Annotated in this window: 19 protein-coding genes and 1 pseudogene; 7 read left to right on the top strand and 13 right to left on the bottom strand. The window is 64.9% G+C overall.

The features are described from left to right. Nucleotides 1-147 precede the first annotated feature (147 nt). Nucleotides 148-1,704 carry a sigma-54-dependent transcriptional regulator gene (locus tag ACYCFC_RS20360; RefSeq protein ID WP_459652721.1) on the bottom strand — a complete coding sequence of 519 codons (1,557 nt, stop codon included), beginning with the start codon at nt 1,702-1,704 and terminating at the stop codon, nt 148-150. Nucleotides 1,705-1,891: 187 nt separating this feature from the next. On the opposite strand from ACYCFC_RS20360, the pseudogene phhA reads away from it, so the two are divergent. The 3 genes and pseudogenes from phhA to ACYCFC_RS20345 all read left to right on the top strand — a co-directional run. Next, nucleotides 1,892-2,764 (top strand): annotated as a pseudogene (phhA, locus tag ACYCFC_RS20355) (phenylalanine 4-monooxygenase); the annotation flags it as partial. Between the two features lie 201 nt (nt 2,765-2,965). Next, nucleotides 2,966-3,322 (top strand): 4a-hydroxytetrahydrobiopterin dehydratase, encoded by a 357-nt coding sequence (locus tag ACYCFC_RS20350; RefSeq protein ID WP_312923627.1) that lies wholly within the window; start codon nt 2,966-2,968, stop codon nt 3,320-3,322. Then, nucleotides 3,319-4,518, top strand: coding sequence for an amino acid aminotransferase (locus ACYCFC_RS20345; protein ID WP_459652720.1), 1,200 nt, complete (start codon nt 3,319-3,321; stop codon nt 4,516-4,518). The genes ACYCFC_RS20350 and ACYCFC_RS20345 overlap by 4 nt, the downstream gene beginning before the upstream one ends. A 28-nt stretch (nt 4,519-4,546) precedes the next feature. Here ACYCFC_RS20345 and ACYCFC_RS20340 read toward each other — a convergent pair whose 3' ends face one another. Further along, entirely contained in the window at nt 4,547-5,500 is a 954-nt protein-coding gene (locus ACYCFC_RS20340; RefSeq protein ID WP_459652719.1) for a helix-turn-helix transcriptional regulator, read from the bottom strand. 174 nt (nt 5,501-5,674) lie between these two features. On the opposite strand from ACYCFC_RS20340, the gene ACYCFC_RS20335 reads away from it, so the two are divergent. From ACYCFC_RS20335 to ACYCFC_RS20325, 3 genes are read left to right on the top strand one after another with little or no spacing between them, the layout of a single operon-like run. Continuing rightward, entirely contained in the window at nt 5,675-7,834 is a 2,160-nt protein-coding gene (locus tag ACYCFC_RS20335) for a TonB-dependent siderophore receptor (protein WP_459652718.1), read from the top strand. 54 nt (nt 7,835-7,888) lie between these two features. Further along, nucleotides 7,889-8,203, top strand: coding sequence for a DUF2218 domain-containing protein (locus tag ACYCFC_RS20330; protein WP_459652717.1), 315 nt, complete (start codon nt 7,889-7,891; stop codon nt 8,201-8,203). Further along, entirely contained in the window at nt 8,200-9,135 is a 936-nt protein-coding gene (locus ACYCFC_RS20325) for an alpha/beta hydrolase (protein WP_459652716.1), read from the top strand. The genes ACYCFC_RS20330 and ACYCFC_RS20325 overlap by 4 nt, the downstream gene beginning before the upstream one ends. Before the next feature lie 116 nt (nt 9,136-9,251). Here the strand turns inward: ACYCFC_RS20325 and ACYCFC_RS20320 are convergent, their stop codons facing one another. The 8 genes from ACYCFC_RS20320 to ACYCFC_RS20285 all read right to left on the bottom strand — a co-directional run bounded on the left by ACYCFC_RS20320 (nt 9,252) and on the right by ACYCFC_RS20285 (nt 21,988). Next, nucleotides 9,252-11,144, bottom strand: coding sequence for a methyl-accepting chemotaxis protein (locus tag ACYCFC_RS20320; RefSeq protein ID WP_459652715.1), 1,893 nt, complete (start codon nt 11,142-11,144; stop codon nt 9,252-9,254). Nucleotides 11,145-11,337: 193 nt separating this feature from the next. Then, entirely contained in the window at nt 11,338-12,798 is a 1,461-nt protein-coding gene (locus tag ACYCFC_RS20315) for a sodium-dependent transporter (protein WP_181082120.1), read from the bottom strand. Between the two features lie 148 nt (nt 12,799-12,946). Then, complete coding sequence (gene maiA / locus ACYCFC_RS20310; RefSeq protein WP_459652714.1) at nt 12,947-13,606, bottom strand: maleylacetoacetate isomerase; 660 nt, start codon at nt 13,604-13,606, stop codon at nt 12,947-12,949. Continuing rightward, entirely contained in the window at nt 13,596-14,579 is a 984-nt protein-coding gene (locus ACYCFC_RS20305) for a fumarylacetoacetate hydrolase family protein (RefSeq protein ID WP_181082122.1), read from the bottom strand. Before ACYCFC_RS20305 ends, maiA begins: the two co-directional genes overlap by 11 nt. Further along, nucleotides 14,579-15,718: a homogentisate 1,2-dioxygenase gene (locus ACYCFC_RS20300; protein ID WP_181082123.1), complete on the bottom strand. Its 1,140-nt coding sequence runs from the start codon at nt 15,716-15,718 to the stop codon at nt 14,579-14,581. Before ACYCFC_RS20300 ends, ACYCFC_RS20305 begins: the two co-directional genes overlap by 1 nt. A 31-nt stretch (nt 15,719-15,749) precedes the next feature. Continuing rightward, entirely contained in the window at nt 15,750-16,850 is a 1,101-nt protein-coding gene (gene hppD, locus ACYCFC_RS20295) for a 4-hydroxyphenylpyruvate dioxygenase (protein WP_181082124.1), read from the bottom strand. 401 nt (nt 16,851-17,251) lie between these two features. Beyond that, nucleotides 17,252-18,337, bottom strand: coding sequence for a Glu/Leu/Phe/Val dehydrogenase (locus tag ACYCFC_RS20290; protein WP_181082125.1), 1,086 nt, complete (start codon nt 18,335-18,337; stop codon nt 17,252-17,254). 180 nt (nt 18,338-18,517) lie between these two features. After that, nucleotides 18,518-21,988, bottom strand: a complete 3,471-nt coding sequence (locus ACYCFC_RS20285; RefSeq protein ID WP_459652713.1) for an indolepyruvate ferredoxin oxidoreductase family protein — start codon at nt 21,986-21,988, stop codon at nt 18,518-18,520. Between the two features lie 198 nt (nt 21,989-22,186). Here ACYCFC_RS20285 and ACYCFC_RS20280 point away from each other — a divergent pair, with 198 nt between their 5' ends. After that, on the top strand, nt 22,187-22,654 hold the full coding sequence (locus tag ACYCFC_RS20280) for an Lrp/AsnC family transcriptional regulator (RefSeq protein WP_181082127.1): 468 nt from the start codon (nt 22,187-22,189) through the stop codon (nt 22,652-22,654). Between the two features lie 6 nt (nt 22,655-22,660). Here ACYCFC_RS20280 and ACYCFC_RS20275 read toward each other — a convergent pair whose 3' ends face one another. The 3 genes from ACYCFC_RS20275 to ACYCFC_RS20265 all read right to left on the bottom strand — a co-directional run bounded on the left by ACYCFC_RS20275 (nt 22,661) and on the right by ACYCFC_RS20265 (nt 24,788). Continuing rightward, nucleotides 22,661-23,083, bottom strand: a complete 423-nt coding sequence (locus ACYCFC_RS20275) for a DUF192 domain-containing protein (RefSeq protein ID WP_181082128.1) — start codon at nt 23,081-23,083, stop codon at nt 22,661-22,663. 146 nt (nt 23,084-23,229) lie between these two features. Next, entirely contained in the window at nt 23,230-24,111 is an 882-nt protein-coding gene (locus tag ACYCFC_RS20270; protein WP_181082129.1) for an RluA family pseudouridine synthase, read from the bottom strand. 410 nt (nt 24,112-24,521) lie between these two features. After that, a complete protein-coding gene (locus tag ACYCFC_RS20265; protein ID WP_181082130.1) occupies nt 24,522-24,788 on the bottom strand; it encodes a PepSY domain-containing protein in 267 nt (88 codons plus the stop codon). Nucleotides 24,789-24,916: the final 128 nt, after the last annotated feature.

Here is a 24,916-nt window from a genome sequence, read left to right as displayed (position 1 = left end):
CTTTCAGGTTTTGCAACCCGCCCCACCGATGGTTCCCGCGCTCCCGCGTGGGAGCCCAGCCGGGCGCTCTGCGCCCAGCGACGCAGAGCATCGCAAGGTGCGCTCCCACGCGGAGCATGGGAGCGATCGAAATCTCCCTAGAGGGCGTCAAATTTCCTTGCCAATGCCGTACTCACGCAATTTGTTGGCGATGGTGGTGTGCGACACGCCGAGGCGTTTGCCCAGCAGGCGGCTGCTCGGGTGTTCGGCGTAGAGGCTTTCCAGCACGGCTTTCTCGAAGCGGCCGACGATGACGTCCAGATTGCCGTCCAGGGAGAACTCGCCCAGCGGCTGCGCGGCGCCGTAATCCGGCAGGCGGATGTGCTTAGGCTCGATCACCCCGCCTTCGCACAGCGATACCGCCTGGAACAACGTGTTCTCCAGTTGCCGCACGTTACCCGGCCAGTGGTAGCCGGCTAGCCTTTCCAGCGCCGCAGGGGACAGGCTCGGCAAGGCACAGCCGATCTGTCGGCTGGCCTGGTCGAGAAAGTGCAATGCCAGCGGCTCCAGGCCGTCCAGGCATTCGCGTAGCGGGGGGATGTGCAGCGACAGCACGTTGAGCCGGTGGTAGAGGTCGTCGCGAAAGCGCCCCTGGGCGCAGAGTTCGGACAGGTCGACCTGGGTCGCGCAGATCACCCGCACATCCAGATAGACCTCCTCGTCGCTGCCCACCCGGCGGAAGCCACCATCCTGCAGAAAGCGCACCAGCTTGGCCTGCAGCCGTGGGCTCATTTCACCGACGCTGTCGAGGAACAGCGTGCCGCCGGCGGTCAGCTCCAGCAGGCCGAGCTTGCCCTCCGGCCGCGCGCCCTCGAAGGCACCGGGGCCATAGCCGAACAGCTCGGTCTCGGCCATGGATTCGGGCAAACCGGCGCAGTTGAGCGCCATGAACGGCGACTGCCCGCGCGGGCTGGACAGATGGCAGGCGCGGGCCAGCAGTTCCTTGCCGGTGCCGGTCTCGCCCTCGATCAGCAACGGCGCATCCAACGGCGCCATGCGCCGCGCCTCACGCACCACTGCGGCCATCACCCTTGAACTCTGGAAGATGCTGTCAAAGCCGCGCAGTTCCTGCTTGCGCACGTTGTAGATGCGTTCGCCCACCCGGTCGGCGCGATGCAGCGTCAGCACCGCGCCGGCCAGCGCCTCGCTGTCGTCGTGTTCGGATTGCAGCGGCGCGATGTCGGCGAGGAACACGTCGCCCTTGATCTTCACCCGCAGGCCGTTGATCCGCGCCTTGTTGGCACGCACCAGCTCGGGCAGGTCGAAATCCTCGGCGTAGCGCGACAGGCTCATGCCCGGCACCTCGTCCACCCGCACACCAAGCAACTGTGCCGCCGTACGGTTGGCCGCGACGATGGCGCCGGTCATGTCGATGGACAGCACGGGAAAATCCAGCGCCCCGAGCAGCGCGTTGAGTTCCAGCGAATGCCGCTCGCTGGGCATGAGTCCGACCTTGCGCACCTCGAATACACCAGGCAGCGCCTCGATCTTTGGCCGCAGCGCCTGCAGCTGCAGGTTCATCAGGTTCGGGCAATACAGATAGATGGCGTTGCCCTGCTCGCCACCCACCTCGCCGCGAGCCACGTTGATGCCGTAATCGACGAGCAGGTTGAGCATGTCACGCAGGATGCCGACGCGGTTCTGACACAGGACGCGAATACGCATGGCGTAGACCTTTATTGTTGTCATGGCGACCGATACGAAGCGAAGGCCGCAAATTTTCGTCAAGAATATTTGACGACTTCGAGCACCGCCAGGGCGATTTGTTCAGGGCATGGGCAATACGTAACGCATTTCTTACAGAATCGACTGATGCACAGCGGCAAAATGCCGCAGCCACCTCTCCCAAACGGCCCGGCAACGGGTTCGAATGGGGCATCCCAGAACAACAACGATGCCTCACAGACGCGGCCAGCCGCGTCGGGCCGGGAGAGCTCAGATGAAAACCACGCGATACGCCGCCCGCGAGCCGGACGGCTACGGCAACATCCACTACCCCGAGCACGAGCACGAGGTGTGGAACACCCTCATCGAGCGCCAGCTCAAGCTGCTGCCGGGACGGGCCTGTGCCGAGTACCTGGATGGCCTCGACCAGCTCGCCCTGCCCCACGAGCGCATTCCGCAGCTCGGCGAGATCAACCGCGTGCTCGCCGCGACCACCGGCTGGCAGGTGGCGCGCGTCCCGGCGCTGATTCCCTTCCAGACCTTTTTCGAGCTGCTGGCCAGCAAGCGTTTCCCGGTCGCCACCTTCATCCGCACCCCGGAAGAACTGGACTACCTGCAGGAGCCGGACATCTTCCACGAGATCTTCGGCCACTGCCCCTTACTGACCAATCCCTGGTTCGCCGAATTCACCCATACCTACGGACAGCTGGGCCTGGCGGCGAGCAAGGAGCAGCGCGTCTACCTGGCCCGGCTGTACTGGATGACCGTGGAATTCGGCCTGGTGGACACGCCCGAAGGCCGCCGCATCTATGGCGGCGGCATCCTCTCCTCGCCGAAGGAAACGCTCTATTGCCTCTCGGACCAGCCCGAGCATCAGCCCTTCGATGTGGTCGAAGCCATGCGCACGCCATACCGCATCGACATCCTGCAGCCGGTGTACTTCGTCCTGCCGCAACTGCGCCGGCTGTTCGACGTGGCCCACGAAGACATCATGGCCCACGTGCGCAGTGCCATGCAGCTGGGCCTGCACCAGCCGAAGTTTCCGCCGAAAGCCGCGTAGGGTGGAAAACTGCGAAGCATTTTCCACGCGTAGGTTTGGCCGCCACTAACCCGTAGGGTGGATGACGCCGGAAGGCTCATCCACCGTCCACAACGAGGCCTCTCCACAACGTGGCAGACCGAACCCGGCGCGTGGACAAGCCTGCGGCGTTGTCCACCCTACGCTGCTTGACTCTTATCAACCTCACCACAAGGACCGATCATGACTTCTCTCAACCAAGCCCATTGCGAAGCCTGCCGAGCCGATGCGCCGAAAGTCAGCGATGACGAACTGGCCGAGCTGATCAAGCAGATCCCCGACTGGAACATCGAAACCCGCGACGGCCACATGGAGCTGGAGAAGGTCTTCCTGTTCAAGAACTTCAGGCACGCGCTGGCCTTCACCAATGCCGTCGGCGAGATCGCCGAAGCCGAGGGCCACCACCCCGGCCTGCTCACCGAATGGGGCAAGGTTACCGTCACCTGGTGGAGCCACTCGATCAAGGGCCTGCACCGCAACGACTTCATCATGGCCGCGCGCACCGACGAAGTGGCGAGCAAGGCGGAGGGGCGCAAGTGAGGCATTTCGGCCAGGTCGAACGGGTACCCGGCGACCCCATCCTGGGCCTGCTCGATGCCTATCGCGCCGATCCCAATCCGGCCAAGCTCGACCTGGGCGTGGGTGTCTACAAGGATGCCGAGGGCATCACGCCGATCCCCCAGGCGGTGAAACTGGCCGAACAGCGGTTGATCGCCACCGAGCTGACCAAAAGCTACATCGGCGGTCATGGCGACCCGCTGTTCGGCGAGCAACTGCTGCGCCTGGTGCTGGGCGAGCATTCGCCTGCACTGAGCGAAGCTCGCGCCGGCTGCACCCAGACGCCGGGCGGTACCGGCGCACTGCGGCTGGCGGGGGATTTCATCGCCCGATGCCTGCCGGGCCGCAGCCTCTGGCTCAGCGACCCGACCTGGCCGATCCACGAAACCCTGTTCGCCGCCGCACGCCTGCCGGTGCGGCATTACCCCTACGTCGGAGACGACAATCGCCTGGACGTCGCCGGTCTGCTCGCCACGCTGGCCGAGATTCCGCCCGGCGACGTCGTGCTGCTGCATGCCTGCTGCCACAACCCGACCGGCTTCGACCTGAGCCACGACGACTGGCGCCAGGTCCTGGAAGTGGTGCGCGCACGCGAGCTGCTGCCGCTGTTCGACTTCGCCTACCAGGGCTTCGGCGACGGGCTGGAAGAGGATGCCTGGTCCGTGCGGCTGTTCGTCGAGGTGCTGCCGGAAGTGCTGATCACCAGTTCCTGCTCGAAGAACTTCGGCCTCTATCGCGAACGCACCGGCGCGCTGATCGCCATCACGGCGGATGCCTCATCGCTGCAGGACGTGCGCAGCCAGTTCGCCGCGCTGGCGCGCAACCTCTGGTCCACGCCGCCTTCCCACGGCGCCGCCGTGGTGGCGACCATCCTCGCCGATGAACAGCTGCGCCAGCTCTGGCAGCAGGAAGTCGCGGCCAAGCGCCAGCGCATCGCGGGGCTGCGTAATGGCCTGCTCGAAGCGCTGCAGCCTTACGGACTGGCCGAACGCTTCGCACATATCGGCGCACAGCGGGGGATGTTTTCCTATACCGGACTCACCGCAGCCCAGGTTCGACGCCTGCGCAGCGAGGATGCGGTGTACCTGGTGGAAAGCGGCCGCGCCAACGTCGCCGGGCTGGATGCCGAACGGCTGGACGATCTCGCGCGTGCCATCGCCCGGGTGGTTTCGGACTGAGCAGCCCAGCGCTGCAGCCGCTACCGCCTCAGATGCGCGCCCGCACCTGCTTGGGGCGGATGCCGAACTGCCGCTTGAAGGCCGTGGCGAAGTTGGCCGGGCTGTTGTAACCGGCCAGCCAGGCGGCCTCGTTCACGCTGACGCCATCGCGCTCCAGCGCCTGGCGCGCCTGCAGCAGACGCCGTGTGCGCTGGTACTCGAACAGGGTCATGCCGCGCAGCGCACGGAACTGGCGCTGCAGGGTGGTGGCGTTGACGCCCATCTCCCGGGCGATACGCTCCTGCGTCCAGTCATCAGCCACGCCGCTGTCGAGCAGTTCCACCAGCCGCTGCACGCGCTGGTGCTCGTGGGGGCGCAGGTCGCCGCTCGGCAGCGTGTCGCCAAGGCTGACCAGCGCTTCGCAAGTGATATCCAGCGCCCGGCTTTCCAGATACAGCCGTTCGAGCAAGGGATCGTAGCCCGGCGGATTGAGCATCTGCTCGGCCAGGGTCAGCAGGCGCGCCGAAGGCTGCCACACCCGTGGCGCCAGATGGCTCCGCATGAAGCGCTGCGCCGTGCTGCCCACCTCGGCGCCAGCGGCCTCGAACCGCTCCGGCGCCAGGCTCACCACCAGTTTGCGGATATGCCGGCCACGCCGGGCCTGGCGGCGGAACAGCACCGGCTCGTTCATCGCCAGGGCCACGCCCTCGGGACGGCAACGACGGTCCGGCTGGCCGAGGATGAGCGGCAGCTCGCCGTAGCTCACCTCGCTCTGCCCGTCGAGAAACAGCACGAACGACAGGCGCGGCCCGACGACGCTCTCGGTGACGAAGTCCTGCAGCTCTTCGTAATCCGACCAGTGCAGCGACAGCCCGTCGCGCAGTTGCAGCCAGCCCACCCGACCATAGAACAGGCGATCATCGTCGGGCCGGGCCAGGCGCAGACCTGGCTGGCTGGTGACGGGCAACTCGTCGCGGCGGATGAGGTGATCAGGCTGCTGCATGGCGCATATCCCGGTAATGGAAGATCGCAAAGCAAATATTGGCTCGCGCAAAGGCTCGGCCCACGGCGTGGTGGCAGACTACGCGCCGTTACATCTTGATGCAAATCATTATCATTATTGCGATCACGGGGACAGCCGCCAACCTGCCCCGCCACCCGCGACAGGAGCCGCCGCATGGACAGAACCACCCGCCCCTTCTTTTCCCATCGTTCCCGGCACTGGTTGCTGGTCGGCCTGCTCGCGCCCTTCCCGCTGAGCGCCCTGGCCCAGGGCGTCGTGCCGCAAAACGAGCCGGTCCAGCTGGAAAGCATCACCGTCGAGGGCAACCGCCTGTACGACATGCCATCCTCGGAAGAGAGCGGCGGCTATACGGTGGAAGCGGCGACCGTGGGCACCAAGACGCCCGCCGCGTTGCGCGACATTCCTCAGTCGATCACGGTCTACACCGACGATTACATCAAGGACCGGCAGTTCGTGAACCTGGACGACCTGGCCAAGTACACCGCCGGCCTGCGCACCCTGACCAACGACAGCGGCCGCTCCTCGATCTACGCCCGCGGCTACGAATACGACGAGTTCAATATCAATGGCCTGCCCGCGCCCATGGCCAGTATCAACGGCACCGTGCCCATGCTGGCGCCGTTCGACCGGGTCGAGATCATGCGGGGGCCATCGGGGCTGTTCAACAGCACCAGCGAGATGGGCGGCATCGTCAACATGGTGCTCAAGCGCCCGACCCGTGACTTCCAGGGCAGCGTCACCGGCCGCTACGGCAGCTTCGACACCAGCTACCTGGAAACCGACCTCTCGGGTGCACTGACACCTTCTGGCAACGTACGCGGCCGCACCGTGCTGGCCCAGGCCGACACCAATGGCGAGGTGGACTACAACTCGAACACCGCGCAGAACTTCTATGGCGCCCTGGAGTTCGACCTGACCGACAGCACCATGCTGTCGCTGGCTCTCCTGCACCAGAAAAAGGACATCACGCCGCACAACGGTTACCCAACCGACGCCTCCGGCAATCTGCTGGACCTGGACCGCGATACCTTCCTCGGCGCGGACTGGAACTATTTCGACGGCAGGACCACCGACCTCATCGGCGAACTGACCCATCGTTTCGACAATGGCGGCTTCGGCCGGGTTGCCGTGCGCAGTTCGCAACGCGACACCGAGTTCTACTACGCCTTCACCGGCAGTGCTGCGGATGCCGCTGGCAACGCCTCGCTGACCAGCACCGCCCGCGACCTCGACCAGGATGCCCTGGCCCTGGATGCCAGCTACAGTCAGCCGTTCGAGACCTTCGGCCAGGTCAGTGAATTCGTGGTCGGCACCGACTACAAGCGCTACGACACCGACTACCGCGCCGGCGGTGCCTCCACATCGCTCGGCTCCATCGACATCAACAACCCTGCGTCGTCCTCGATTCCCAAACCGGCCGTCAATTACCGCCAGCGGGTAACGAGCGACGAAAAGGAGTTCGGCCTCTATTCCAAACTGACCTTCCGTCCGGTGGAGCGCCTGGCACTGATCGGCGGCGCTCGGGTCAGCTGGTTCGATGGAGAAACCAGCACCACGACACTGGCCAACGGCGCCCGAACCAACGGCGACGTACGGGAAAACGCCAAGATCACGCCCTATGGTGGCCTGGTCTTCGACCTGGACCAGTGGCACTCGCTGTATGCCAGCTATTCCAAGGTGTTCAAGCCGCAGACCAATGTCGACGTCGCCGGCGATGTCATCGACCCGCGCGAGGGCGAGCAATACGAGGTGGGTGTCAAGGGCAGCTACTTCGGCGGCGCGCTCAACACCCGGCTCTCGCTGTTCCAGCTGACCGACGAGAACCGCGCGGCGCGTGACCAGAACAACCTCACCGGCACCTACTACCTGTCGATCGGCGAAGCCCGTATCCGCGGCGGCGAGATCGAAGTCAGCGGCAACCCGCTGCCGGGCTGGGAACTGATCGGCGGCTACACCTACATGGACACCGACATCATCAAGGGCGACGCCAACGCCGTGTTCGAACTGATGCCGCAGAACCAGTTCTCGCTGTGGAGCAACTACGAGCTGCAAGGCGGCTCGCTGGCCGGGTTGGGGCTTGGCACTGGCATCACCGGCATGAGCCACTTCCAGACCGCAACCGGCATCGAGGCTCCCGGCTACGCAGTGGTGGACGCCAAGCTATCGTATCCGCTCACGCCCAAACTGACCGCCACGTTCGACGTCAACAACGTCTTCGATCGCGAGTACTACTCGCGCGTGGGATCGACCACCACCTTCAACTTCTACGGTCCGTCGCGTACCTTCCTGGTCGGCGCCCGCTACGAGTTCTGATCCACCCGAGTCGCCGACGCTCATGGCGTCGGCGACTTCATCATGGAGATCCCCATGCCCCAGTTCCACGCCGTGGTACCCACGCCACGCGCCTCGCGCAACATGACCCGCCTGTGCAAGCACTTCGCCCACAAGGCAGAAGTACAGGCGGACGCCGCCCATGCTCAGATCGCCTTCGCCTTCGGCGACTGCCGGATGCACGCCGAAGCTGATCGCCTGCTGATCAACTGCCAGGCCGAGGCAGGCGAAGCGCAAAAGCGCCTGTGCTTCGTCATCGCCGATCACCTCGAGCGCTTCTCCGGCGAGGAGGCCCTGCAGGTCGTCTGGCAGGACGGCCCGCTGCCAATCGCTGGCGACGCCCAGCCATGAAGCGGCTCGCCATGGCGACCATCACCGCACTGGCTACGCCCCTGGCGCCAGCAGCCGCTCCCCATGACTGGCAGCCGGTGACCCTGCCGCAGGCCGAACAGCGCATCCTGCATTCGACGCATACCGGCCGCGACTACCGCATCTTCGTCTCGCAGCCCCGGCACGCACCGCCACCCGGCGGCTATCCGGTGCTCTATGTGCTCGACGGCAACGCCCTGTTTCCCTCGCTGGCGATCCAGGCCCAGGCGCTGGAAGCCCGTCCCGACCCCACGCTGCGCAACAGCGTACTGGTGGTCGGCGTGGGCTATCCGGGCGAAGCGCTCTATGACTTCAAGGCTCGCGCCGAGGACTACACGCCCAACGCCGAGGACCGCCAGCGTCTGCCCGACCGCGAACCGCCACCCTATGGCGGTGCCGAGCGCTTCCTGGACTTTCTCGAAAGCGAACTCAAGCCGATGATCGCCGCGCGCCATCCGGTCGATCCGCAGCGCCAGACGCTGTTCGGCCATTCCTATGGCGGGCTGTTCACCCTCTATACGCTACTCAACCGGCCGCAGGCCTTCAGCGGCTATGTCGCGGCGAGCCCGTCGATCTGGTGGTATCAGGGTTATATCGAACGCACGCTGGCAACCTTCGAAACGCGCGCCCGACGGCAACCGCTCGACGCCCGCCTGCTGCTCACCGTCGGCAGTGCGGAAGAACCCGCCGCCGACGACCCGCTGACCGATCCACGCCAACGCCACATGGCCGAGCGACGCATGATCGGCAACGCGCGGGACCTGGCCGAACGACTGGAATCCACACCGGGGCTGGAAGTCGGCCTGCGCATCAACGCCGGCGCCAACCACGGCACCAACGGGCAACTCAGCAGTGTGCAGGCCCTAGAGCTGGCGAGTTCAGGAATGGGGAGCGAGACGAAGGAGGAGAATTGATCGGTTACTGGGCTTAGCGAAGCGCCGGGAGGGTATCGGTTCGCGGCATGCGCTAGCCGAGCCCCATCGCACCATGCGAGGTGCCACTCGCCAATTAATGCGCGAGCGTCCGCTCCCTATATCCGGAAGCTGCCTACCAGGTGCTTCAGCCGCTCGGCCTGCTGTTCCAGGTCGTTGCAGGCGCGCAGGGTGGATTGCAGGTTCTCCACGCCTTCCTGGTTGAGGGTGTTGATCTCGGTGATGTCCATGTTCAGCGACTCGATCACCGAGGTTTGCTCTTCGGTTGCCGTCGCCACGGACTGGTTCATGCCGTCGATCTCACCGATTCGCTGGGTGACTTCGCCCAGGCGTTCGCCGGCCCGGTCGGCAATGCTGACGCTGTCCTCGCTCTGCCGCTGGCTGGCGGCCATGTTTTCCACCGAGGCATGCGCGCCGACCTGCAGTTCTTCGATCATCTGCTGGATTTCCTGCGCCGAACTCTGGGTGCGATGGGCGAGGTTGCGCACCTCGTCCGCCACCACCGCGAAGCCCCGGCCGGTCTCGCCTGCCCGCGCGGCCTCGATGGCGGCGTTGAGGGCCAGCAGGTTGGTCTGCTCGGAAATGCCCTGGATCACTTCGAGGATGTGGCCGATGTCCACGGTCTTGGCATCCAGCGCTTCGATCTCGGCACTGGAGGCTCTGATCTTCTCGGACAGCTCGCGCATGGCGGCGATGTTCTGCTGGACGACCTCGCGCCCGTCCTCGGCATCCTGGCGCGCGCCGCTGGCCTGTAGCGAGGCGTCGGCCGCGTTGCGCGCGATTTCCTGGGCGGCGGCGCCCAGCTCGTTGATGGCCGCTGCCACGCTGTTGGTACGGCTGGCCTGCTCGTCGGAATTGACCATCGAGGCATTCGAGGCGTTGAGCACGCGTTGCGCCACTTCGTGGACCGCCTGCGTCGCCGACGAGACCTCGCGAATCGAGCCGTGGATACGCTCGACGAAGCGGTTGAAGGATGTCGCCAGTTCACCGAATTCGTCGCGCGACTGCACATCGAGCCGACGGGTCAGGTCGCCCTCGCCTTCGGCGATGTTGGCCATGGCGCGGCCCATGTCGGTGAGCGGACGCATCAGCACGCGGATGAGCATGCCCAGCGGCACCAGGATGAAGACCACGGCAACCGCGGTCACGATCAGCGCCGAGGTACGGAAACTCGTCAAGCTGGCATAGGCCTTGTCGCGGTCCAGGGAAATGCCGACGTACCACTCCACCGAGGGCAGGCCGGTGACCGGGCTGAAGCTGAGAACACGGGCATTTCCATCAAGGCTGGCCTCGCTGTAGCGACTGTCCAGACTCGGCGTTTCCTGCGGATAGGCCTCGCGCAGGTTCTTGCCCACCATGCCCTGGTCGGGGTGCACCAGAACGTCACCTCTGGCGCTGATCAGAAATGCATGGCCCATGCCGCCGAAGTCCAGCGCATTGATGATCTCGATCAGCGTGTCGAGGGCGAGATCGCCGCCGACGACACCCAGCGTCTGGCCATGGCTACGCACCGGTGTGGCGAGCGTCATGACCAGGCCACCCAGGCCGGCGTCGGCGTAGGGCTCGGTCAGGGTCGAGCCGCCAGCGGACACCGCGTCCTGATACCAGGGCCGTGTACGCGGGTCGTAATCGGTCGGCAGCTCTTCGTCTTCGGGCCGCATCAGGTACTGGCCTTCGACGCTGCCAAAATAGGTGAACAGGAACGTCTCGGTGAAGGCCTTCTGCTCGAACAGGCGCAGGACGCGCCGGGGATCGCTGTCGTTGCCGACGGTCTGCGCCGCGCCTTCGATCAGCAGGAGGCGACCGCTCAGCCAGTTCTGAATGTTGTCCGCCGTGATATCGCCCATCGCCTTCAGGTCGCTTTCGAGACCTGCACGAATGGTATTGCGCTGCTGGTAGTCGTTGTAGAGCGTGAACAGTGCAAACGCAGCAGTTACCACCAGGCACGCCGCCAAGAGGATCTTCTGGCTGAACTTGAGACGACTGAACATGGGAGCCCCCGCATACAAACCGATCCGTGTGGTGGCTCCTGCCGACAGTTCCTCCCTGATTCCAAACTCTTCGGCCGCTCTGGGGATAGCTTTAAAGATCACGTATTACCAAATATTCACAAATTTGATATTTCACGCCTCGGATACAAAAAAACCAGCCGCATACGCGGCTGGTTTTCTGAACAGATGCGGATCAGCTATCAGTCAGGGCCGGCAGCCCCCGTGGCCGCAAGGCCTCGCCAAGCACCGTCAGCAGACCGATCCCGGCAGCGATCCAGTACCAGCGCTGCAGCGGGTCGAAGCCCAGCCAGCCGAGGGCGTGCAGGAACACCATGAGGATCAGCACCGGGCAGACGTAGCGCACCATGTACAGCCATAGCGCGTAGCCGGTCGGCGACAAGCCCAGTTCATCGCGCATGATCTGCGAGCGCAGGCAGTAACCGGCGAGCACGGCGATGAAGATGCCCCCCAGCGGCATCATCCAGCGCGAGGTCAGGTAGTCGAGCCCGTCGAACACGGTGGTCCCGAACAGTTTCCACTCGGCGCCGACGTTGAACGAGAGCATCGCCAGCAGGCTGATGGTCAGCAGCACCGCGCCGGAACTTGCAGCGGCGCGCCTGCGGCTGAGGCCGTATTTCTCGTTCAGATAGGCGACGGTGGCCTCGATCATGGAAATCGCCGAAGTCAGCGCCGCCACCGAGACCATGGCGAAGAACAGCACACCGAAGGCAGTGCCGAAGGGCATCTGCTGGAAGGCCAGCGGCAGGCTCATGAAGATCAGCCCCGGCCCGGCACTCGGGCTCATGCCGTTGGCGAAGATGATCGGGAAGATCGCCAGGCCCGCCAGCAGCGCGACGCAGGTATCGGCAATGACCACGGTGAAGGTGGTCCGCGCGATAGACTGGTCATCCGGCAGGTAGGAGCCATAGGTGAGGATGGCGCCGGAGGCCAGGCTCAGGGTGAAGAAGGCATGCCCCAGCGCGGCCAGCAGTGCTTCGCCGCTGAGCCTGGAGGTGTCGAAGCTGAACAGGAAGGCGAAGCCCTCATCGAAGCCGCCACTGGTGAAGGCATAGCCGACCAGGATCAGCAGCATCACCGCCAGCCCCGGCATCATCCAGCGGAAGGCCCGTTCGACCCCGGCCTGCACGCCCTTGCCGACGATCCACAGCGTCAGTAGCGCCACCAGCACGCTCCAGCCGCCGAGCGCCCAGGGGTTGGCGTTGTGCGTCTCGAACACCTGTGCCAGCCCCTCGACGCTGCTGGCCGCCAGCGAGCCGTCGAGCATCTTGACCGTGTAGGCGAAGGCCCAGCCGGCCACCACCACGTAGAAGCAGAGGATCATGAAGCCGGCCAGCATGGCCATGGTTCCGACCAGCTTCCAGGCCGGGTTGCCGTTGTTCTCACGCACCACCCTGGCGATGGCGTCGATGGGACTGCCGCGACCGCGCCGACCGATGGCGATCTCGGTCATCATCAACGGGATACCGATGGCGAAGATGCAGGCCAAGTACATCAGAACGAAGGCGCCACCGCCAAATTCGCCGGTGATGTAGGGAAACTTCCAGATATTGCCCAGGCCCACCGCCGAACCGGTCGCGGCCAGGATGAAGCCCCAACGGGACAGCCAGAGGTTTTTCGGTTTTTCACGAGTCATGCGTCACCTGCTTGTTTTTATCTGTGACGGATCGAACCCGCCGCGTTCGTGGCGCGACGGAGTGCACGCAAGGTTGTGGGTAATTCGGTTCGCGGTGTCCTCATGGGTGTTGATGCGCGAAAGCGCAGCCGCTCGCGCACAGGTCCATTCAGTTCGCGTCTGGCTGCACCTCCGGAGCGGCATTAGCGAAGGCCTCCAGCACCTCGCAGCGGGCAACCCGCGCGAGGATGCGCGGATAGGCATCGAGCGGGCAGTCGAAGCGGCGGGCGTTGTAGACCTGAGGCACCAGGCAGGCTTCCAGGTAGCCGGGGCGCTCACCCATGGACAGGCCGTCGCGGAAGTCAGCCAGCTCCTGCTCCACGGCAGCCAGGCCTTGAGCAACCCAATGCCGGTACCAGGCGGCCTTCGCCTCGTCATCCACACCCAGTTCGCCTGTCAGGTACTGCAGCACGCGCAGGTTGTTCAGGGGGTGGATTTCGCAAGCGATATGCAGGGCCAGGGCGCGCACGCGGGCACGCTCCAGTGGATCGGCCGGCAGCAGCGCCGGCACCGGAAATACCTCGTCGAGGTATTCCAGAATCGCCAGCGACTGGCTGATGCGCGCGCCACCGTTGCCCTCGTCCACCAGCAGCGGCACCAGTTGCTGCGGGTTGAGGGCGCGGTACGGCTCGCCGCGCTGCTCGCCGCCGTCCCTGACCAGGTGCACCGGCACCTGCCGATAGGCCAGGCCCTTGAGGTTCAGTGCGATGCGCACCCGATAGGCGGCGCTGGAGCGCCAGTAGGAGTAGAGCGTCAGCTCAGCGCCCATAGCGCTCGACCTGCTGATCGATGGCACCGAAGATGCTCTGCCCGGCTGCGTCGAACATCTCGATGCGCACCCGGTCGCCGAACGTGAGGAACGGCGTCTTCGCCTCGCCGTGCTCGATCATTTCGAGCATGCGCTTCTCGGCCAGACACGAGGAACCGGCGCTGCGGTCGTAGTTCGACACCGTGCCCGAGCCGATGATGGTGCCGGCGCCCAGCGCACGGGTGCGCGCGGCATGGGCGACCAGGGTCGGGAAGTTGAAGGTCATGTCGGTGCCGGCGTCCGGCTGGCCGAACAGCTCGCCATTGATGTGCGAGACCAGTGGCCGGTGCACCTTGCCGTCCTTCCAGGCTTCGCCCAGCTCGTCCGGCGTCACCGCCACCGGCGAGAAGCTCGACGACGGCTTGCTCTGGTAGAAGCCGAAGCCCTTGGCCAGCTCGCCGGGGATCAGGTTGCGCAGCGACACGTCGTTGACCAGCATCAGCAGCTGGATATGCGAGGCCGCTTCGGCCTGCGTCGCGCCCATCGGCACATCGCTGGTGATCACTGCCAGCTCGCCTTCCAGGTCGATGCCCCAGGCCTCGTCGGCCAGACGGATCGGGCTGTGCGGCGGGATGAAGGTATCGGCGCCGCCCTGGTACATCAGCGGATCGTGCCAGAAGGATTCCGGCATCTCGGCGCCGCGCGCCTTGCGTACCAGCTCCACGTGGTTGACGTAGGCGCTGCCGTCGGCCCAGTGATAGGCGCGCGGCAACGGGCTGTGGCAGGCGCCCTGGTCGAAGGCGAAGGCCAGCGCCTCCAGGCCGTCGTTGAGGCGTTGGTAGACCGCCTCCAGCTTCGGCCTGCAGGTGTTCCAGTCATCCAGCGCCAGCTGCAGCGTGGCAGCGACCTGCGGCACCTTGACGGCGCTGGCAAGATCGCGCGAGACCACGACGAGCACGCCGTCGCGGCCCTGGTTGAGGGATGCGAGTTTCATCAGGATTCCTTGCCCGGCGCACGCCAGGAGTTGACGTATTCGGGAACATCGACGGCGGCGGCCGCCTCGCCGATCTCCAGCGCGCGGCGGGTATCGATCATCACCGCGACCTCGTCGGCGAAGGTCGCCGGGTCGGTATTGGCCTTGTTCAGCGCCTTCGGATGCGGCCCGTGGGGGAAGCCGCAGGGATGGAAGGTCACCATGCCCTGCTCGATGTTGTCGCGGCTGAAGAAGTTGCCGCGGTGGTAGAACAGCACTTCGTCGTAGTCGTCGTTGTTGTGGAAGAACGGCACCTTCAACGCACCGGGATCGGTCTCCACCGGGCGCGGAGTGAAGGTGCAGACCACGAAACCGTTGGCGACGAAGGTGGTGTGCGCCGACGGCGGCAGGTGGTAGCGATGGCTCACCAGCGGGCGGATGTCGCGCCAGTTGAGCCGCACCACGGTGTTGTCGCCATGCCAGCCGACCACGTCCAGCGGGTTGTAAGGGTAGGTTACGGTGGTGATCTGGTTGCGCCGCTTGATGCGGATCTGCCAGGGGTTCTCGTCCTGCTGCGCGCGGAAGGCGTCGTCCAGGCGCGGATGGTCGAGCACGGCGGGGTCGAATATCGCGTGCGGGCCGACCAGGCCTTTTTCCGGCAGCTGGTAGGCGCCGTCGGTGTTCTCGATCAGCAGCATGAACACCGGCTCGCTGGCCTCGATGCGCCATGCGGTGCCGCGCGGGACCATCAGGTAGTCGCCGTCGCGGAATTCCAGGTGGCCGAAATCACAGTAGAAATGCCCGGCGCCCTCGTGGATGAACAACAGGTCGTCACCATCGCTGTTGCGCACCAGGTGGCGCATGGCGCCGTTGGTCTTCCACAGGCGCAGCCTGATATCGGAATTGTGCAGCGCCAGCGGCGCCTGCAGCGGGCAGTCGCCCTCGCTGGGAATGTGGTTGAGGTTGAAGGCGTGCGGGCGCAGCGGGCCTTCCCAGTCGATCCAGCCGGTCGGCGGATGCTTGTGATGCAGGTGCGAAGCCGGGCCGAAGAAGCCTTCGCGGCCCATTTCGCGCTCGAAGGTGCCCTGCGGAAAATCGCAGTGCGCCTGACGCGAGCACTGCCCTTCGCGGATGGGAAAACTGATCCATTTGCGGCTCATGTGGCTCTCCTCGTGATGTCTGGCTCCGGGCTTATTCGTCGGCCTTGATCACGCCACGGCGCAGCTGGTCTTCCTCGATGGATTCGAACAGCGCCTTGAAATTGCCCTCGCCGAAGCCCTGGTTGCCCTTGCGCTGGATGATTTCGAAGAAGATCGGGCCGATCACCGTGTTGGTGAAGATCTGCAGGAGGATGCCGTCATCGCCCGACGTACCGACGCCCGGCGCGCCGTCGATCAGCAGATTCAGCTCGCGCAGCACTTCGGTGGGCTCGCCATGGCCGGCGACGCGGCTATCGACCTTCTCGTAATAGGTGTCCGGGGTGCTCATGAAATCCACGCCGTTGGCGCGCAGGCGCCGAACTGTCTCGTAGATATCGTCGGTACTCAGGGCGATGTGCTGGATGCCCTCGCCGTGGTACTCGCGGATGAATTCCTCGATCTGCGACTTGTCGTCTGCCGACTCGTTGATCGGGATGCGGATCTTGCCGCAGGGCGCGGTCATCGCTCTTGAAAACAGCCCGGTGAGCTTGCCCTCGATATCGAAGTAGCGGATCTCGCGGAAGTTGGCGATGCGCTCGTAGAAGCCGGACCAGACGTCCATCTGCCCACGCATGACGTTGTGGGTCAGGTGGTCGATGCATTGCAGGCCGACGGCATTGTCGTTCGGCGTGCGTCCTTCGATGAACTCGAAATCAACGTCGTAGATGCTCTTGTCACCGTAGCGGTCGACCAGATACAGCAGCGAACCGCCGATGCCTTCGACGCAGGGGATGTTCAGCTCGCCGAAGTTAGCATGGCTGCCCACCAGTGTCGCGCCCTGGGATTCGACGTAGGCGGCGGCCTGGGCGGCGTTCTTCACGCGGAAGGCCATGGCGCAGGCGCTCGGCCCGTGCTTTTCGGCAAACTCGCGGACATGCCCGGTGGGGCTGCCGTTGAGCACGATGTTGATGTCGTGCTGCTGAAACAGCCAGACGGCCTTGGAGCGGTGCCTGGCGGTTTCGGTGAAGCCCATCTGGGTGAACAGCGTGCGCAGCTGCTGGATGCCTTCATCGTTCGGCGCGGTGAACTCGACGAACTCGAAGCCGTCGGTGCCGATGGGGTTGTGCTGCTCGATCTTGGTCACGGCGTTCATCTCGCCTCCTGTTGTTGTTTTGGGCTGACCAGGGCGCATAACCCTGCAAGGTGTCGCAGCCATCACAAACCAGCCTGACTACGGTAACAAGCGTCAAAAACGGCCCTATGGCCCGGTCATCAGGCGCAGATGCGTCAGCTTTTCGTTACACGGCCAAAACCACGCCGGGCCGTGGCTGCAGCGCTTTCCAGGCGTAACGAAAAGCTGACAGGGCGATGCGACAAGCTGCCGCACCCTGATCAGAGCAAGGCGCGCAAACCCGCCGCTACCGGCCTATGAGCGTCGGTTTGGCGGGCGCCCCCACAAAACCAGCTCAGTGCAGCGGCAAGCCAAACACACACGACCCGCCAGCTGGCGGGTCGTGAGGTTTGGCTGGGCTGCGAGCCGGAAGGCGCCTGGGGTCAAGCGTGCAGACGCAGCGCCTCCGGCTGGCCGCCCGCTTCGAGCCGTTCGATGGCCAGGCGCTCGGCGATGACCGAGGTCGGCTCGCCACTGGCGGTGGAGCGGGTGAAGATTTCCCTGAGCGTGTCGCCGATGCTGCGTACATGGCTGTCGATCTGCGCCGCGCTGCCGCCGCTGCGCTGGTAGTAGACGTCGATGATGCCGCCGGCATTGATCGCGTAGTCCGGCGCCCAGAGCTGGTTGCGCCGCTGCAATGCTTCGCCGATGGCCGGCGTGGCCAGCTGGTTGTTGGCGGCGCCGGCGATCACCGGCGCGCGCAGCAGCTCCAGGGTCTGTTCGTTGAGGATGCCGCCCATGGCGCAGGGCGCGAACACATCGACGTCCAGGCCGTAGATATCTTGCGGACGCACCACATGCGCGCCCAGCTCGTCCATCGCGCGTTGCAGGTTGGCCTCGAAGACATCGCAGACCCACAGCTCCGCACCCGCGGCCTTGAGCCGGCGCGCCAGGCCCAGGCCGACATGCCCGACGCCCTGGATCGCGACCTTCAGCCCGGCCAGGTCATCACGCCCGAGGCGCTGGCGTACCGCCTCCTGCAGGCCGGTGAACACGCCGAGCGCCGTCGAGGGCGACGGGTCGCCGCTGACGATGCTGCCATCCAGGGTGGTACGCGACGCGGCACCGGCCACGTGCCGGGTGCGCTGGGCGAAGGTCTGCATTTCAGCGTCGCCGGTGCCCGAATCGGCGGCGGTGATGTAGCGTCCGCCAAGGCTTTCGACGAAATCGCCCATGGCATGCAGCAGCGCCTGGCTCTTGCCGGTGTGCGGATCACCGATGATCACCGCCTTGCCGCCGCCGAGTGCCAGGCCGGCCAGCGAGGACTTGAGCGTCATGCCGCGCGACAGCCGCAGCACGTCGCGCAGGGCCTCGTCCTCGCTGGCATAGGGGAACATTCGGCAACCGCCCAGCGCCGGCCCGAGGCGGGTATCGTGGATGGCGATGATGGCCTTGAGACCCGACGCCTGGTCATGGCAGAAGACCACCTGTTCGTGCTGGTCGAAATCGGGATGAGCGAATACGGACATGGTTACCTCGCTGGTCGTTGTCTGGCCCGGCTCCGCGCTCCGGAGCCCTGCATTTGTGACATCCCCATGCTCCGGCGTGGGGACGTCACCGGGGATGCTCCGCGTCCTGAACACTGGAGCGCTCTACAAGCGGTTCCCACGCAGGAGCATGGGACTATCAGCCTTCAGTGGCGCACCCACTCACGCCGCCGGCTGGAACAGCCGCACATTCTGCACCTCATCGCCCCTGTCGAAACGCTCGCGCAGCAATTTTTCCTGCTGCCGCACCTTGGCGATGGCGCGCTCCTTCACCGGGCCATAGCCGCGGATCTGCTCGGGCAGCGCAGCGATAGCGACGGCGGTGCGATAGTTGGTGGGCTTGAGTCGGGCCAGCAACTCATCCACGGTCTTTTCGTAATCGGCGATCAGTTGGCGTTCGACGCACCGATCATGCCCATAGCCGAACGGATCCAGCGGCGTCCCGCGCAGAAAGCGGAATTTCGCCAGCACGCCGAAGGCATCGAGCATCCACGGACCGAACTCGCGCTTGCGTGGCTCGCCGGTCTTGGGGTCGATCCTGGCCAGCCAGGCCGGCGCCAGGTGGAACCGCAGCCGGTAGTCGCCCTCGAACTGCGCCTCCAGTTGCTGACGAAACGCGGGGTCGCTGTACAGCCGCGCCACCTCGTACTCGTCCTTGTAGGCCAGCAGCTTGAAGTAGCAGCGCGCCACCGCCTTGGACAGTGCCAGATCGTCCGCCGTATCGGCCTCGCGCACGCGCTCCACCACCTGACGATAACGTCGTGCCAGGCCGGCGTTCTGGTACTGGGTAAGGAAGTCCACGCGCCAGTCGACGATCTCTTCCAGGGTTCTACGGATCGGTTCGACCGTTTCCAGCGGGCGCGCCAGCTGCTCCACCTCTTCAGGCTCCAGCACCGCACGCCGGCCCCAGCGGAACGCCTGGCGGTTGAGCTCGGTGGAGGTGCCGTTGAGTTCGATGGCCTTCTCGATGGCCTCGGCGGTAACCGGCAGCAACCCCTGCTGATAAGCGAAGCCAAGCAGAAACAGGTTGGTGGCGATGCTGTCGCCCATCAGTCGCGTGGCCAGCCGGGTAGCGTCGACGAAATGGGTCTTGTCGGCGCCGACCGCATCGGCGATGGCCTGGCGCATGGCCTCGCCGGGCACTTGGGCATCGGGGTTGCGGGTGAACTCGGCGGTGGCCGATTCATGGCTGTTCACTACGGCGTTGCTGATCTGCTCGTTCAGCCGTGTCAGCGACTCATCGCCAGCGGCAACGATCAGGTCGCAGCCCAGCAGCAGATCGGCTTCACCGGCGGCGATGCGCACGGCGTAAATATCACTCTGCTTCGCCGCGATGCGCACATGGGTGGTCACCGGACCGAACTTCTGCGCAAGGCCCGCCTGGTCTAGCACCGTGCAGCCCTTGCCTTCCAGATGCGCAGCCATGCCGATCAGTGCGCCGAGGGTGGTCACGCCGCTGCCGCCAACGCCGGGAATCAGCACGTTCCAGGGCCGCTCCAGCGAGGGATGTTGCGGCTCGGGCAGCGCCGCCGCCTCGATGCCGTGGCCCACCGCCTCGGGCTTGCGCAGCTGGCCGCCATGCACGGTGACGAAGCTCGGGCAGAAGCCCTCGACGCAGGAGTAGTCCTTGTTGCAGGCGTTCTGGTCGATCTCGCGCTTGCGCCCCAGTTCGGTCTCCAGCGGCAACACCGACAGGCAGTTGGATTTCTCGCCGCAATCGCCGCAGCCCTCGCACACGGCGGGGTTGATGAACACGCGCTTGGCCGGGTCTTCCAGCTTGCCGCGCTTGCGTCGCCGGCGTTTCTCGGTGGCGCAGGTCTGGTCATAGATGATCACCGAGACACCCTTGAACTCGCGCAGCTCGCGCTGCACGGCGTCCAGCTCGCGGCGATGGTGGAAGGTCATGATGGGCGCGAAGCCGTCGCGGCTGGGGTATTTGTCCGGCTCGTCGCTGATCAGGGCGATACGCTTGACACCTTCGTCGAACACCTGCCGGCTGAGCTGATCGACCCGCAGTTCGCCGTCGATGGGCTGGCCGCCGGTCATGGCCACGGCGTCGTTGTAGAGGATCTTGAAGGTGATGTTGACGCCCGCCGCCACCGCCGCGCGTAGCGCCAGGCTGCCGGAATGGAAGTAGGTGCCGTCGCCAAGGTTCTGGAACATGTGCGGGGTGTCGGTGAACGGCGCCTGGCCGATCCAGTTGACGCCCTCGCCGCCCATCTGGGTGAAGGTCTCGGTGCGCCGGTCCATCCACTGCACCATGTAGTGGCAGCCGATGCCCGCCGAAGCACGGCTGCCCTCGGGCACCTTGGTCGAGGTGTTGTGCGGGCAGCCGGAGCAATAGTGCGGCGTGCGCACGGTGCTGTAGCTGCGCGCGGCGAGGGCCTTTTCCTTGGCATCGAGGAAGGCCAGCCGCGACTGGATCATCTCGCTGGTGAGGATGGGTTCCAGGCGTTTGGCGATGACGCGGGCGATCATCGCCGGGGTCAGCTCGCTGAGGTTGGGCAGCAGCGAACGGCCCTGCTCGTCGAACTCGCCGACCACTCGCGGGCGCTTGTCCACTGGCCAGTTGTAGAGCTGGCCGGTGAGCTGGTCCTCGATGATGCTGCGCTTCTCCTCGACCACCAGGATCTCGTCCAGGCCACGGGCGAATTCGTGCACCGAGACGGGCTCCAGCGGCCAGCTCATGCCGACCTTGAGCAGGCGCAGGCCGATCTGCGCACAGAGTTCTTCGTCCAGGCCGAGGTCATTGAGCGCCTGGCGCACGTCGAGGTAGGACTTGCCGGTGGTGATGATTCCCAGGCGCGGACTGGGCGAATCCAGCATCACCTGGTTGAGGTTGTTGGCGCGGGCGAAGGCGCGCGCAGCGTAGATCTTGAACAGGTTGAGACGCTTTTCCTGGGCCAGCGGCGGGTCCGGCCAGCGGATGTGCACGCCATCCTCGGGGAGCTGGAAATCCAGCGGAATGCGCGTCTGTACCCGCAGCGGATCGACCTCCACCACGGCGGAGGAATCGACGTTCTCGGCGATGGTCTTGAGCGCCACCCAGCAGCCGGAATAACGCGACAGCTCCCAGCCGATGATGCCGTAGTCGAGGATTTCCTGGACGTTGGCCGGGTTCAGCACGGGAATCGAGGCCGCGATAAAGGCATGCTCGCTCTGATGCGGCAGCGTCGAGGACTTGCAACCGTGGTCGTCGCCGGCCAGCAGCAGCACCCCGCCGTGGGGCGAGACGCCGGCGGCGTTGGCGTGCTTGAAGACGTCGCCGGCACGGTCCACCCCCGGCCCCTTGCCATACCACATGGCGAACACGCCGTCGTATTTCGCACCGGGAAACAGGTTGGCCTGCTGACTGCCCCAGACGGCGGTGGCGGCCAGTTCCTCGTTCAAGCCCGGCTGGAAATGGATGGCGTGCTGCTTGAGGTAGTCGCGGGCGTCCCAGAGGCTCTTGTCGAGCCCGCCCAGCGGCGAGCCGCGATAACCGGAAATGAAACCACCGGTGTTCAGGCCTCGGGCCTGGTCACGCTGGTGCTGCAACATCGGCAGGCGGGTCAACGCCTGGGTGCCGGTGAGGTACAGATGACCGGTCGCAAGCCGGTATTTGTCGTCCAGACGGATCTCGGCCAGAGTCATGGGGCGCTCCTGTTGTTGTTATCGGAGTCAGGGCGGCGTTGTACGCACCCGCCTGGCGAAAACCGCAGGGGATCACCCCGCTTTTCGCACCTGTCATGAGTCTGGCCGTGACGGCGGGAGATTTCCTTTCTATTTTTGCGATAGATGCGCGGTTGCGCGCATGATCGATCCACTAAAAACAAGAAAGCAGGAACAACCATGCAGACATCCCTGAGCAGCCTCGACCGCAAGATCCTTCTGCTGCTGCAGCACAACGCCGATTTGTCCGCCGCGGAGATCGCCGAAAAGGTGGAGCTGTCGCAGTCGCCGTGCTGGCGACGCATCCACCGCATGCAGGAGGAAGGACTGATCGAGCGCAAGGTCGCCCTGCTCAACCCGAAGAAGCTCGGGCTGAACATGACGGTGTTCGTCAACATCAAGCTGTCCGCTCACGGGCGCAGCAACCTGGATGAATTCGAGCAGGCCGTGGTCGGCTATCCCGAGGTGATGGAGTGCCACACCATGGCTGGCGAGTCGGACTACCTGCTCAAGGTGGTGGCCAGGGATATCGACAGCTACGAGCGTTTCCTGCGCGACCAGTTGCTGCAACAACCCCACGTGCAGGAAGCGCACTCGCACATCGCCATGAGTGAAGTGAAGCGCACCACCGAGCTGCCGCTGGACTGAATATGGCTAAGAGCCCGGCAAGCCTTTCACACTATCCCCGGCTTCGATCCCGTTTGTCCCGAACCAGCCCCGATTGACCTCCAGCGCATAACGCGCTGGCTTGCGCGAACAGCGGATCGTCTCGCTCAGCGGCTCAAGATCGATCAGATCGACGACGCTCCCCTCTTCATCCAGAAAGGCAGCGGACAGCGGCAGCGGGGTGTTCTTCATCCACAGGCAATGGCGGCGAAAATCATCGAAACGGAACAGCATGCCCCGGTCAGCCGCCAGTTCGGTACGGCCCATCAGACCTCGCTCGCGCTCGGCTGGTGTGTGGGCGTATTCGGCGCGCAGTGGTGCAGTGCCGACCTTCAGTTTGAGCAGGGTTTCGGCATTGGCGAAAATCGGCCAGACCAGGCCGGTGGCGAGCAACAGACGAAAAATACACATCGGGGCTTCACTCGTAGCGGAAAGGCCATGTCCCCATCATGAGTTGCGCGAGGCAGGCGCTTTTGAGGGAGGGGCCTGAGTCTGGCACCACATGAGTGGAACATGACCATCGGAAAAGGCGGAGCATAGACGGCCATGGGCAGCGGCTACCAGTCCAGCTGCAACTGGCTCTCGAAGGTGCGCCGTTCGCCAGTCAACGGATCGCGAAATGCCAGCCCACGCGCCAGCAGTTTCAACGGTTTGTCATAGTCGTCCTGATCACGCCGCGCTCGCTCTATCAGCTCGGGATAGAAAGGATCGTTGCAGATACCAGCGCCCAGCGTAGCCATCTGCAGGCGCAACTGGTGCTTGCGCCCGGTCACCGGGTACAACGCGTAGCGCCAGAACTCACCACGGCGCTCCAGCACCTCGATACGGGTCTCGCTGTTGGGTTCGCCGTCGCCCTTGCACATCAGGAAGAAGGGCTCGCCCTCGACCATGTGCAGCCGCTGCCGGCGCGGGAACTCCAGCGCCGGCAGCGCCGGGCAGATCGCCTCGTAGCACTTGTCGATCCGGCGCTCGCGAAACAGCGCCTGATAGGCGCCACGGCTGGCCGGATGGGTGGAAAACAGCACCAGCCCGGCGGTGAGCCGGTCGATACGATGAATCGGCACCAGATCGGGATTACCCAGCCGCTGGCTCAGGCGCGCCAGCAGGGTTTCGTTGACGTATCCGCCCGCCGGCATCACCGGCAGAAAGTGCGGTTTGTCCGCCACCAGCAGATGTTCGTCGAGGTGCAGGATGCGTTCCTCGAAGGGAATCGGTCGCTCGTTGGGCACCTCACGAAAATAGTGAACCCTCAGCCCGACCTGATAGGCATGCGCCACATCGAGTGCCTGACCATCAGCTCCCAACACGCGGCCACGGGCGAAGCGGTCAAGCCAGATAGCGCGGTCGATGGTCGGGAAGTGAGCGCACAGGCAGTCGAGCACAGTACTCCAGTCACCCTGGGGCAAATGCAGCGTGCTGCGGGCGTTGGAAGCGGACATGGTGACAGGGGCATCGGCGAAAGGGATGCCGATGATAACCGAGTGACCTGAAGCAACGCAGACCTTGCGCCGGCTTCAAGAAAGCTTCGTGGCTGAAGCCACTCCCACAGGTCCGGTATACTCCAACCCATCGTGGGAGCGGCTTCAGCCGCGAATGGGAGCGCCAAAAGCTCGCGAATGAATTCGCTCCCACAAAAGCAGCCGCCTCGTGCAACAGGTCATTGGGCTATGGCCAAGACCTGCCACGCTGGCCATGTACAGACCTACCTGTAGGAGCGGACTTGTCCGCGAATCGATACCCGAACCATCCGCGCGGTTTCGTTCGCGGCCAAGGCCCCTCCAACAGTCCGCGCGCACCGCAAACCCTGTGGGAGCGGACTTGTCCGCGAGCTTTTATGCCCCGGCATCGATCAGTCTTCCTTCTCCTTGGTCATTTCCCCGGTCCGGCCATCCATCTTGAACTCCCACACCTTGCCGTCGGCCTTCATGCCTTCGCCTTCCCAGACATCATCATCGGCGCTGATGGAGTGCAGCTGGGTATAGCCGGCAGACTTGGCCTTCTCTACCGCCTGCTCAAGGGTAATCCAGTCGGCGCCGGGCTTGTCGGCCAGCGCGATCCCGCTGGCGGTTCCGAGAACGACTACGGCAAGGGCAGCGGTCAGTTTCTTGTGATACATGGCTATATCCTTTTTCTGGTTTTCGAGACACGGCTGCGTTGCAGCCCTGCTAGATACGAGCCTTGGCGCCCAACAGGGTTCCTTGCAAGTGTTTCAATTCGTGGCAAACGTCATTCAGCTTCGCGTAA

The organism is Stutzerimonas sp. NM35 (assembly GCF_054604355.1).
This window is presented reverse-complemented; position numbering and strand designations above follow the sequence as displayed.